Here is a 12,195-nt window from a genome sequence, read left to right as displayed (position 1 = left end):
AATGTAATGATATTTATCTGATATGTTTAAATAATAATTTAGTATTTTAGATGTTCTTTAGTTAATAAGTTAACTCATTTATAAATTAATCTAAATTACATGAGACATTCAATATATTATATTTTTTTACTTGTTTTAGTAGTCATAAGTTGTAACAAAAAAGATAGTGTGAAAGATTTAAATAACATTTCTCCGAGAGCAAAAAAGATTCCGGAAAAATTGACTATTCATAACGATACTAGAATTGATAATTATTATTGGATGCGTTTAAGTGATGAGCAGAAAAAAGCTGAAAATTCAGATTCACAAACAAAAGATGTTCTTCAATATTTAAATCAGGAAAATGAGTATCTCAAAAATGAAATGGCTCACACCGAAGACCTTCAAAAAAAATTGTATGATGAGATTGTTGGAAGAATAAAAAAAGATGATCAATCTGTTCCAGTTAAGGATAATGGATATTTGTATTATTTACGTTATGAAAAAGGTGAAGACTATGCTCTTTATTGTAGAAAATCAATTATGGATGAAGGCAAAGAGCAAGTGATACTGAATGGTCCTAAATTGGCTAAAGGAATTTCTTATTTCGGAATTGGAAATCGAACTGTGAGTCCAAATAATAAATTGTTAGCTTATGGCGTTGATACTGTTTCAAGAAGAAAGTATTCAATCTATTTTAAAAACTTGGAAACAGATAAATTATTACCAGATGTATTAAAGAATACAAGTGGAGGAGCAACTTGGGCTAATGATAATAAAACTGTTTTTTATACAACAAAAGACTCTGTTACACTTAGAACATACAGAATTTACAAACATGTTTTAGGAACGAATCAATCTGAAGATGAATTAGTTTTTGAAGAAAAAGATGATACTTTTAGTTGCGGTGTTTATAAAACAAAATCAAAAAAGTATTTGATGATTTATAGTAGTCAAACACTTTCCTCAGAAATAAGATACTTAGATGCAAATAATCCTGTAGGTGATTGGAAAGTAATTCAACCAAGAGAAAAAGATTTATTATATTCTGTAGATCATTTTGAAAATAGTTTTTTTATTAGAACAAATTATAAAGCGAAAAATTTCCGCTTGGTAAAAACTCCAATATCAAAAACAGGAAAGAAAAATTGGGTTGATGTAATTCCTCATAGAAAAGATGTTTTACTTGAAAGTTTTGATCTTTTTAAAAATTATTTAGTTATTTCAGAAAGAATAAATGGATTGTCAGCACTTAGAGTAAAAAAATGGGTAGGAGGTGAACATTATATTGAATTTAATGATCCTGCATATTTAGCAAGTTCTACTTCAAATTTGGATTTTAACACCAATGTATTGCGATATAGATATTCTTCCTTAACAACTCCTTCAAGTATTTATGAGTATAATATGGAGACTGAAGAACAAGTTTTATTAAAACAACAGGAAGTCATAGATAATAATTTTGAACCAGCTAATTATATTTCGGAAAGATTATTTGCAACAGCAGATGATGGTACAAAAATTCCGATTTCTTTAGTTTATAAAAAGGGGATAGCTAAAAATTCAAAAACTCCATTGTTATTATATGCTTATGGTTCATATGGAAATAGTATAGAGCCAACTTTTAGCTCAACTCGTTTAAGTTTATTAGATAGAGGTTTTGTTTATGCTATTGCACACATAAGAGGAGGACAAGAAATGGGAAGGCAATGGTATGAAGATGGAAAATTATTAAAAAAGAAAAATACTTTCACTGATTTTATCAATGTTGGTGATTTTTTAATAGACGAAGGTTTCACAAGTTCTGATCATTTATATGCGTATGGTGGAAGTGCTGGAGGCTTATTAATGGGGGCTGTTCTAAATATGAAACCTGAATTATGGAATGGTGTAGTTGCAGCCGTACCTTTTGTAGATGTTGTTTCAACAATGCTTGATGAAACAATTCCATTAACAACTTTTGAGTTTGATGAATGGGGAAACCCAAAGAATAAAGAATATTATGATTATATGAAATCATATTCTCCATATGATAATGTTGAAGCAAAAAATTATCCAAATATTTTAATAACTACAGGTTATTGGGATAGTCAAGTTCAATATTGGGAACCTGCCAAATGGATAGCCAAATTAAGAGAATTAAAAACGGATGACAATAAGCTTTTAATGGATTGTAATATGGAAACAGGTCATGGAGGTGCATCTGGTCGTTTTGAACGTTATAAGAGAACAGCGCTTACTTATGCTTTTCTTTTCGACTTGGAAAATATTAAAGAATAGATAAATAATTTTACAGAAAAAGGAAAGAGGATGAGAATCCTCTTTTTTTATATAAAAATAGGTACTCTTAATTTTATAATTTTTGAAGATGACTTGTAGACTATTGCAAATGTTTTGTTAAAAAATATAGGAGCAAAGTTTATTGAAGTTAATAGTTTTATCTTTGCAAATTGGTTTTGAAAATATGAATAAAATGAAAAAAAAATTACTTATTATTGTTGTTTTGGTAATAATTTCTTGTAAACAAGAGTCTAATATTAACTATGCAATTGTTTCAGGGAAAATTACAAATAAAGATGTAAGTGAGTTATTTTTATCAAGTAAAGATAATTCAATTAAAGAGTTTATAAAAGTTGCTGAAGATGGAACTTTTAGGGATACAATTGATATTATGGAAGGCTTTTATACATTAAAAGTAAAAAAAAATATTATTCAATTATACCTTAAAGCGAAAAACAATATTGTTATTAATTTTGATGAAAATGATGTTGAAAACTCACTTTCATTGTCTGGGACAGGTTCTGAAATTAGTATTTATTTAGCATCTAAAAAAAATAAAAAAAATGAAATTTTAGGTACTGATACAAGTATTTACTTATTAGGAGAATCAGAATATAAAGAAAAAATAACTGAATTAAAGTCTACTTTAATTTCTGAGTTAGATGAGATTAAAGGGATTTCAGAAGAATTTATTTTAAAAGAAAAAAGAAATATTTATTATTCATATTTGTTGTCTTTAAACAAATATGAAAGATATCATGCGCATTATGCCAAAAAGGAAGATTTTAAAGTCTCAGAAGGTTATTTAAATGAGTTAGAAGCTGTTTCTTATTCTAATGAAAAAGACTTTTTATTTTCTTCAGACTATGAAAATTTAGTAAATGTGTACTATCACAAAAAGGCGGCTGAAATAGTTGACAAGGATGGTGTAGATGAAGATATAGCTTTTTTAAAAGTGGTAAATGGAATTGAAAATGAAACAATTAAAAACAAATTATTATATGCTAATTCTGTTTATGGTATCACATACACTAAAAAGTTAGAAGATTTTTATAAAGAGTTTATGAAAGGATGTACTAATGAAAAGTATAAAACAAAAATCACAGAAAGTTATAATAAATTAATAAAAGTATCAAAAGGACAGCCTTCTCCTAGGTTTGTTAATTATGAAAATTTTTTAGGAGGGACAACTTCACTTGATGATTTAAAAGGAAAGTATGTTTACATTGATGTTTGGGCAACTTGGTGTGGACCTTGTAAAACTGAAATTCCTTTTTTGAAAAAAGTGGAGAAAAAATATCATGGAAAAAATATTGAGTTTGTTAGTATTTCTATAGATTTAGCAAAAGATCATGATAAATGGAAAACAATGATTGAAGACAAAGAATTAAAAGGGATTCAATTATTGGCAGATAATGATTGGAAATCAGACTTTATTAGCGAGTATTTAGTTAAAGGTATACCTAGGTTTATTTTAATTGACCCAGCTGGTAAAATTATAAATTCAAATGCTCCAAGACCTTCAAGTGAAAAATTAATTGAATTGTTTAATGAGAATAATATATAAGAATTAAGAAAAATGAAAAAAATATTTTATTTAGTGTTATTGAGTATAATTACAAGCTGTTCTAAAAGCAATGTAGATTATGTTACTATAAAAGGGAAATTTCCAGCTTCAGGTATTGATAAGTTGACTATAATTGGAAACCAAGGATTTACAAAAGATGTTACAATAGATAGTAATGGAAGTTTTTTAGATACCTTAAGAGTTAAGGAGGGGATTCATGCGTTAACAAATGGTAATGATAGAATTACCTTATTTTTAAAAAACGGTTATGATTTAACTGTTAATTTTAAAGGTAATACTTTATCTGATGGAGCTAAATTTGATGGAGAAGGAGCTGAAACAAATAATTATATAGAGAATAAACGTTTGTTTTTTATGAGTGATTTGGCAAATCCAAAAACATATTTTGTTTTATCTAAAGAAGATTTTGAAAAACGAATTTCAGAAGCAAAAGGAATTTTACAAGAAAATATTGATAAATCTCCTTCTTTAGATTCTGTTGTTTATAATATGGATTCTAAAAATGATAAACGTTTCTTTGATTATTTAGAAAGTAGTTATCAAGAATCTCATGACAAAATGGTGCGTTTTTCTAAAGGTAAAGTTTCACCAGAATTTAATAATTATGAAAATTTTAAAGGAGGAAAAACTTCGTTAAAGGATTTAAAAGGAAAGTATGTTTATATTGATATTTGGGCTACATGGTGCGGACCTTGTAAAAGAGAAATACCATCATTAAAAAATTTAGAAAAAGATTATCATGGAAAAAACATTGCATTTGTAAGTATTTCTGTTGATAATATTGACGGTAAAAGAGGTAGCCATGAGAGTTGGAAAAAAATGGTTGCAAATGAACAATTAGGTGGAATTCAATTATTTGCGGATAATGATTTTAGATCTGATTTTATTAGAGAATACGGAATAAATAGTATTCCTAGATTTATTTTATTGGATCCTGAGGGGAATATTGTTGATGCTGATGCTGACAGACCTTCAAATCCTAAACTAATAGATTTGTTTACAGAATTAGGTATATAGTTCTAAAAAAAAGTCGCTAATTTATTGGCGACTTTTTTTTTAGAAAATTTATTCATTTTGTTATTTTTAATCTTCTCCACTTTCTACAATTTCTTCCTTAAATAAATCTAATAAAGCATTTGGTAAATATTTTATAATTGATGTTGCTGTAAATGATTCATATGCAGTTTCTGAAACTCCAATATTAGCTGTTGAACCGTGCAAGAATACTCCAAAGATTGAAGCATTTATAGGAGAATATCCTTGAGCCACTAAACCTGTAATAATACCTGTAAGTACATCTCCGCTTCCTGCAGTTGCTAGAGATACGTTACCAGAGGAATTAAAGTAATTATATTCACCATTAACTATAACGGTGTAAGTTCCTTTTAAAATTATAATTACTTTATTTTTAATGGAAAATTGAGTGATTTTTTTGAGTTTATCAAAATCATTTTTCCAAGGACCAATTAACCTTTGCAATTCCTTTGGATGTGGCGTTAAAATTGAATTTTCAGGTACAAAATCTAATAGAGATGTATCTTTAGCTAATAAATTAATAGCATCAGCATCAATTACTAGCGGAAGTTTATTTTTCTTTAAAAATTCACTAAATCCAATGGCTGTTTTTTCAGAAGTACCCATTCCAGGTCCTATTCCAATAACAGTAGCATTTGTTTTAAAATTGAAGTATTCTAGATAATTGTTATTATCAACTTCAACCATTGCTTCTGGAACTGAAATTTGAAGTATGTTATAACCACACTTAGGTAAATAAGCTGTAACCAAACCGCTTCCCATTTTTAAAGCGGCTTTTGTTGCTAAAGTTACCGCGCCAATTTTACCAAAACTACCTCCAATTATTAATGAATGTCCATATGTGCCTTTATGTCCCCATTTATTTCTATGAATATAAAGTTGTTTTGCTATATTTTCAGTTGTAAAATGGATTTTAGGCTTTAAACTTTCAATAAAATTTAAATCAAGTCCTATATCTATAACTTCCCAACTATTAATAAAATCTTTATTATCAGGTAAAAGAAAGGCTAGTTTAGGGGTTTGAAAAGTTAAAGTGTGTTCAGCTTTTAAAACTGAATCATAATCTGTTACTGTTTTATCACTATACAAACCTGAGGGTAAATCAATTGCAAGAGTAAAAGCTTTTACGTTATTAATATGTTGTATTAATTCTTTAGTGAAATCTTTTGGAGCTCTTGTTAAACCGTTTCCGAAAATTGCATCAATAACTATATCTTCTTGTTTAATTTCAGGAAAGTCATTTTTACTATTTATAATGGTTGGCCATTCACCTAATTCTTTTAGTCTATTATAGTTTACTAAAAAATCTTTTGATCTTTTTTCACTAAAATTAACTACAAAACAGTGTACATGATATCCATGTTGATGTAAATGTCTAGCGATAACTAAACCGTCTCCACCGTTATTTCCTGTTCCACAAAAAATATGAATTTTTACATTTTCACCTTGTAATCGAGTATGCAACCATTGAAAACACATAGTTGCAGCGTGTTCCATTAAGTCGGTTGAAGATATTTTGTTTAGAGCAATTGTAGCTTTATCAGCTTCTGCTATCTGTTTTGAAGAAAGAATGTTCATAGAATAAATTTAATAAAAAAAACCTCTCAATTTGAGAGGTTTTTATTTATTTTATTATCCTTTAAATACACCCATATTTAGGTATTTGGTCATTCGTTGTTTAACAAGTACTTTAGTACTTAAATCTTTTAATTCATCAAAAGCACTAAGAATTGTTTTTTGAACTTCTTTAAAAGCTTCTTCTCTATCATAATGTGCACCACCAAGGGGCTCACTAATAATACCATCAATTAATTTTTGTTTTTTCATGTCTACTGCTGTTAGTTTTAAAGCTTCAGCAGCTTTTTCTTTATGTTCCCAACTTCTCCAAAGAATAGAAGAACAAGATTCTGGAGAAATAACGGAATACCATGTGTTTTCCATCATATAAACTCTATCACCAACACCAATACCAACAGCACCTCCTGAAGCACCTTCACCAATTACAATTGTAATAATTGGAGTTTTTAACTTAGTCATTTCAAAAATATTACGAGCTATAGCTTCTCCTTGACCACGTTCTTCAGCTTCCAAACCAGGGTATGCACCAGGCGTATCTAATAGAGTAACAACTGGAATGCCAAATTTCTCTGCCATTTTCATTAATCTAAGAGCCTTTCTATATCCTTCTGGGTTAGACATACCAAAATTTCTGTATTGACGTGTTTTCGTATTATATCCTTTTTGTTGACCTATAAACATAAAAGATTGGTCTCCAATTTTACCTAAACCACCAATCATTGCTTTATCATCTTTTACGGTTCTATCACCGTGTAATTCCATAAAGGTTTCACCAGTTAGAAAGTTGATGTGGTCTAAAGTATATGGTCTGTTTGGGTGTCTTGAGAGTTGAACTCTTTGCCAAGCAGTTAAATTTTTATATATATCTTTTTTAGTTTTTAGTAATTTTTTTTCAATGTTTTTACAACTATCAGTCATGTCAACATCACTTTCTTTACCAATTAGTTCACACTTGTCTAATTGTTCTTCTAATTCCTTAATTGGTAATTCAAAATCTAAATATTCCATGTTTTTTAAGTTTGGATGTAACTACAAATATAACAACTTCTATATTTTGAAGGTTAAGTTAGGTTCTTTTTTTATTTTTAATTATTCCATTAATAATTACTGTTATTAAAATAATAAGTGCTCCTAGATAAAACTGAGGACTCATTTTTTCTTTTTCACCAAATATAATAACTGCTAAAATGATACCATAAATTGGCTCTAAATTAATTGTTAACATAACAGTAAATGGTGTTAAATATTTCATGATTTTTACCGAAGCTATAAATGCATAGGCGGTACAAAAGCTACTTAATATGAGTAAATATATAATATCGGAGCTTGTTAAACTAAATTTTTCAATACTAAAACCATATGAGAAAAATATGTAAACTGATATAAAAAGAACTCCAAATAATAATTGATAAAATGAAATAGTATCGGCGTTATATTGCTTAATAAATAAACCGTTTAAAACTGTAAATAGTGCGGATAAAAATGATGCTATTAAAGCATAAATAATTCCTAATGAATATTCACTTTCAACATTAAATATTAAATATAACCCTGAAATTACGATTAAACCGAAGATTAATTCTAAAAAAATAAGTTTTCTTTTAAAAAATAATGGTTCAATTAAAGAGGTAAATAAGGCTCCTGTACTCATTGAAACTAATGCAATTGATACATTAGAAACTTTAATTGCTGAGAAAAAGGCAATCCAATGCAGAGCAATTATTATCCCACTAATAAGAAATTTAACAAATGCCTTTGGTGTTATTTTTAAAGGTTTTTTTACAATTAAAAAATAAATTAAAACCATTATAACTGCAAAAAGCATTCTGTACCAAACTAATGGAATTGCATCTAAATTAATAAGTGCTCCAAGAATAGCTGTAAAGCCCCAAATAAATACTAATAAATGAAGATGAAGGTAATTATTTAGTTTAATTTTTGGCATTTCGTAAATATAAATAAATAGCCAACATACCAAAAATTATGTTTGGAAGCCAAACCATAAATAAAGCATTAGTTTCTGCACCTGCTCCTAATACTTCAGCAATTTTTAAGAAAAAGACATAAACAAACATTAATGTAATTCCTATTGCTAAATTTACTCCCATACCACCTCTACGTTTTTTTGCGGCTAAACAAACAGCAATAAAAGTTAATATATAGGAGGAAATTGGTAAACTTGTTCTTTTATAAAGTTCAACTAAATAGGTGTTTAGGTTATTTATCCCTCTATCTTCGGCTTGTCCGATATATCTTTTTAATTCAATAGAAGTCATTTCTTTTGCTAAATCATCTACATTAATTAAATCTCTTGTTTTAAAATTAAATATGGTATCAAGCTTAATTCCTGTTTCAATAGAATCTCTTTCTTCAAGTAAGAATCTTTTTTTGTAAGTATTTAATCTAAATAAAGAATCTTTCTCCACCCATCTTATGTTTTCAGCCATCAATTTGTATTTCAAAGTGATTCCATCATATTTTTCATAAGAAAATTTATAACCAGCATTGGTGTTTGAATTAAAACTTTTCAGATAAATATATTCGTTAGGGCCTAATTGTAAGTTAATATTAGTGTTAACATTTGCGCTGTAATTTTTCTTTTTTAAATAGGTTTTAACAAATTTGTTGTAGGTTTTATTACTTTTTGGAACAACAAAGTGATTCATACCTAAAGCAACAGCGGTAACTATTGTAGCTCCTATAAAGTAAGGTTTTAAAAACCTTGTAAATGATATTTTTGCAGAGTGAATAGCAATTATTTCAGTATTACCGGCTATTTTTGATGTGAAGAAAATTACGGCAATAAATAAAGCCAAAGGCATAAATGTATTTCCAAAAATAACTACAAAATGTACGTAATAATCTTTTATAATATCGCCAACTGTTAAATCTACATTTCTTAAGAAACGATCAATTTTTTCAGATACATCAATTGCAATTGCAATAGGTAATAATAAAATTAAAACTAAGGCAAAAGATGATAAAAACTTTTTTAGGATGTATTTGTCTAGAATTCTCAATTTCTGAAAAATATAGGGTTTTATTATAATCTGTTATTCATTTGATTTACCATTATATTTTTCCATTCGGTAAAATCTCCGGCTAATATATGCTTTCTAGCTTCACGAACCAACCATAAATAGAAGCCTAAATTATGAATAGATGCAATTTGCTTACCTAACAATTCATTTGAAGCAAAAAGATGTCTTAAATATGCTTTTGAGTATTGAGTATCTACAAATGTGATTGCCATATCATCAATAGCAGAAAAATCATCTTCCCATTTTTTGTTTTTAATATTTATGCTTCCATACGCTGTGAAAAGCATTCCATTACGAGCATTTCTTGTTGGCATTACACAATCAAACATATCAATACCTAACGCAATATTTTCTAAAATATTTATTGGAGTACCAACCCCCATTAAATAACGTGGTTTATCTTCTGGTAAAATTGCAGTAACAATATCAGTCATTTCATACATTTCTTCTGCTGGTTCACCAACAGAAAGACCTCCAATGGCATTTCCTTCGGCACCAACGGATGCTATAAATTCTGCAGATTGTTTTCTTAAATCTTTATATGTAGATCCTTGAACAATAGGAAAAAATGTTTGATTATAATCATATTTAAGAGGTGTTTTATCCAAATGTGTAATACATCTTTTTAACCAACGGTGCGTCATATGCATTGATCTTTTGGCGTAGTTATATTCACATGGGTAAGGAGTACATTCATCAAAAGCCATTATAATATCAGCCCCAATAGTTCTCTGTATTTCCATTACATTTTCGGGAGTAAAAGTATGGTATGAACCATCTATATGACTTTTAAATTTTACACCTTCTTCTTTAATTTTTCTTCTTCCAGAAAGAGAATAAACCTGATAACCACCACTATCCGTTAAAATGTTTCTGTCCCAATTCATAAATTTGTGTAAGCCACCGGCTTTTTCCAAAATTTGTGTTTTAGGACGTAGATATAGATGGTATGTATTTCCTAAAATTATATCAGGATTAATTTCATCTTTTAATTCGGTTTGGTGAACACCTTTTACTGTTCCAACCGTTCCAACAGGCATAAAAATTGGAGTTTCAATTTTACCGTGATCTGTTGTTATAACACCTGCTCTTGCTTTACTTTGAGCATCTTTAGATTTTAATTCAAATTGCATAGTTGGCAAAGATAGTTATATAACTTTGAAAGTTGAAAGTTAATTTTGGAAAGTTAAAACGATTAGTTTCGTCTTTTTCTTTTAGGTTTAAACCGAGTTTTGTTCTTTGAGTAATTAGCTCTTTTATTTGAGTTGTCTGGTTTCTTTTTCTTTATGTCTTTTGAAGCTTCTTCAGTTTTAGAACTAGATGAAATCATATTATTAATTTCATTCATTTCATCAACACTTAATTCACGCCAACCATCTTCAATTAATTTACCTAAATGAACATTCATAATTCTAGTTCGTTTAAGTTTGGTAACTTCAAAATTTAAGAATTCACACATACGTCTAATTTGACGGTTTAAACCTTGAGTGAGAATTATTTTAAAGGTGTTTTTATTTACCTGTTCAACTGAACATTTTTTGGTAACCGTTCCCAAAATTGGAATTCCATTACTCATTTTTTTAATAAATTCTGGAGTAATCGGTTTATCTACAGAGACAATATATTCTTTTTCATGATTGTTTCCTGCTCGTAATATTTTGTTAACAATATCTCCATCATTGGTAAGAAAGATAAGGCCTTGTGATGGTTTATCTAACCGTCCAATAGGAAAAAGACGTTCAGGATGCCCAATTGCTTTTACAATATTATTTCGCTCTTTTGAATCTGTTGTACAAACAATTCCTACAGGTTTATTGTAAGCAATGTATAAAGTTTTAGGTTTTGAATTTAAAAGTTGCCCGTTTAATTTTACTTGATCCCCATCAAACACTCTATTACCGAGTTGTGCTCTTTTCCCATTAATAGTTACAGAACCATTAACAATAAATTTCTCAGCTTCTCTTCTAGAACAAATTCCAGTACTACTAATAAACTTGTTTAAATTAATTGAGTTTTCATTTGATTTTTCCACAGATACTTATTTGAGAATGCAAAGTTACTAAATATAAATAGTTAAGGATTTACTAATTTTTAAAACGAACAAATTTTAAATAAAACTAGAAAGTAAAGAGTAATTCAGAATTACTAGCAAATTTTCAATTCTTTAAAAAATGATATTCGTCATTAGAAAGTTAGAATTAACTTTTTTTATAGTAGTAATTCAATTTTATCTAAATTTTTAAATCATCAACATGTTTTAGTTAACGTGTTGTTTAATAGGGGGTAATGTGTTTTTGTTGTTTGTTTTTAAACTTTTGTAATTTATTATTATAAGCTTTTTTTTAAGCTTTTCAATTGTAATGTATGCTACATAACTCTATATCTTGTTTAGTAATTTTATTAGAGTGCTACTTAAATACTAGAGCATATTTTAAAATTTATAAAAATTAAAGAATGAGCAAGTTAAATTCAATAGCAATTAGTGATAATGGATTTTTATTTAAGCCTTCAACTGGAGAGTCTTTTACTACAAATGAGATAGGGCTAATAATTTTAAATTTATTGAAAGAAGGAAAAACTCATGAAGAGATTATTAACTCAATTATGGAAGAATTTGATGTTGATGAAATTAATGCAGGTAGAGATTTATACGAGTTTTTAGATTTTTTAAAGAAAGAAAACCTTATTGATTAA

General features: G+C 28.0%; 10 protein-coding genes. 4 read left to right on the top strand and 6 right to left on the bottom strand.

What is annotated here, in order from left to right:
* Positions 1–99: 99 nt before the first annotated feature.
* From DAD81_RS09300 to DAD81_RS09290, 3 genes are all read left to right on the top strand, one after another.
* Positions 100–2,259 (top strand): S9 family peptidase, encoded by a 2,160-nt coding sequence (locus tag DAD81_RS09300; RefSeq protein ID WP_111707994.1) that lies wholly within the window; start codon positions 100–102, stop codon positions 2,257–2,259.
* A 193-nt stretch (positions 2,260–2,452) separates the two neighbouring features.
* Positions 2,453–3,826 carry a TlpA family protein disulfide reductase gene (locus DAD81_RS09295; RefSeq protein ID WP_157961109.1) on the top strand — a complete coding sequence of 458 codons (1,374 nt, stop codon included), beginning with the start codon at positions 2,453–2,455 and terminating at the stop codon, positions 3,824–3,826.
* A 12-nt stretch (positions 3,827–3,838) separates the two neighbouring features.
* The gene (locus DAD81_RS09290) at positions 3,839–4,864 is read left to right on the top strand and encodes a TlpA family protein disulfide reductase (protein ID WP_111707992.1); all 1,026 of its coding nucleotides are present in this window, start codon (positions 3,839–3,841) and stop codon (positions 4,862–4,864) included.
* A 66-nt stretch (positions 4,865–4,930) separates the two neighbouring features.
* On the opposite strand, the gene DAD81_RS09285 is transcribed toward DAD81_RS09290, so the two are convergent.
* From DAD81_RS09285 to rluF, 6 genes are all read right to left on the bottom strand, one after another.
* On the bottom strand, positions 4,931–6,460 hold the full coding sequence (locus tag DAD81_RS09285; protein WP_111707991.1) for an NAD(P)H-hydrate dehydratase: 1,530 nt from the start codon (positions 6,458–6,460) through the stop codon (positions 4,931–4,933).
* 54 nt (positions 6,461–6,514) lie between these two features.
* Positions 6,515–7,468: an acetyl-CoA carboxylase carboxyltransferase subunit alpha gene (locus DAD81_RS09280; RefSeq protein WP_111707990.1), complete on the bottom strand. Its 954-nt coding sequence runs from the start codon at positions 7,466–7,468 to the stop codon at positions 6,515–6,517.
* Positions 7,469–7,526: 58 nt separating this feature from the next.
* Entirely contained in the window at positions 7,527–8,405 is an 879-nt protein-coding gene (locus tag DAD81_RS09275; RefSeq protein WP_111707989.1) for a DMT family transporter, read from the bottom strand.
* On the bottom strand, positions 8,392–9,480 hold the full coding sequence (locus DAD81_RS09270; protein ID WP_111707988.1) for an LptF/LptG family permease: 1,089 nt from the start codon (positions 9,478–9,480) through the stop codon (positions 8,392–8,394). The genes DAD81_RS09275 and DAD81_RS09270 overlap by 14 nt, the downstream gene beginning before the upstream one ends.
* 23 nt (positions 9,481–9,503) lie before the next feature.
* Positions 9,504–10,634: a tRNA guanosine(34) transglycosylase Tgt gene (gene tgt / locus DAD81_RS09265; RefSeq protein WP_111707987.1), complete on the bottom strand. Its 1,131-nt coding sequence runs from the start codon at positions 10,632–10,634 to the stop codon at positions 9,504–9,506.
* 62 nt (positions 10,635–10,696) lie between these two features.
* Positions 10,697–11,533 (bottom strand): 23S rRNA pseudouridine(2604) synthase RluF, encoded by an 837-nt coding sequence (gene rluF, locus DAD81_RS09260; RefSeq protein ID WP_111707986.1) that lies wholly within the window; start codon positions 11,531–11,533, stop codon positions 10,697–10,699.
* A gap of 422 nt (positions 11,534–11,955) precedes the next feature.
* Between rluF and DAD81_RS09255 the strand changes: the two genes are divergently transcribed.
* Entirely contained in the window at positions 11,956–12,195 is a 240-nt protein-coding gene (locus DAD81_RS09255) for a PqqD family protein (protein ID WP_111707985.1), read from the top strand.

Origin of the sequence: Lutibacter citreus (assembly GCF_003260195.1) — a bacterium.
Classification (GTDB): domain Bacteria; phylum Bacteroidota; class Bacteroidia; order Flavobacteriales; family Flavobacteriaceae; genus Lutibacter; species Lutibacter citreus.
Note: the sequence above shows the minus strand (reverse complement) of the source record. Positions and strands in the feature narration are given on the sequence as shown.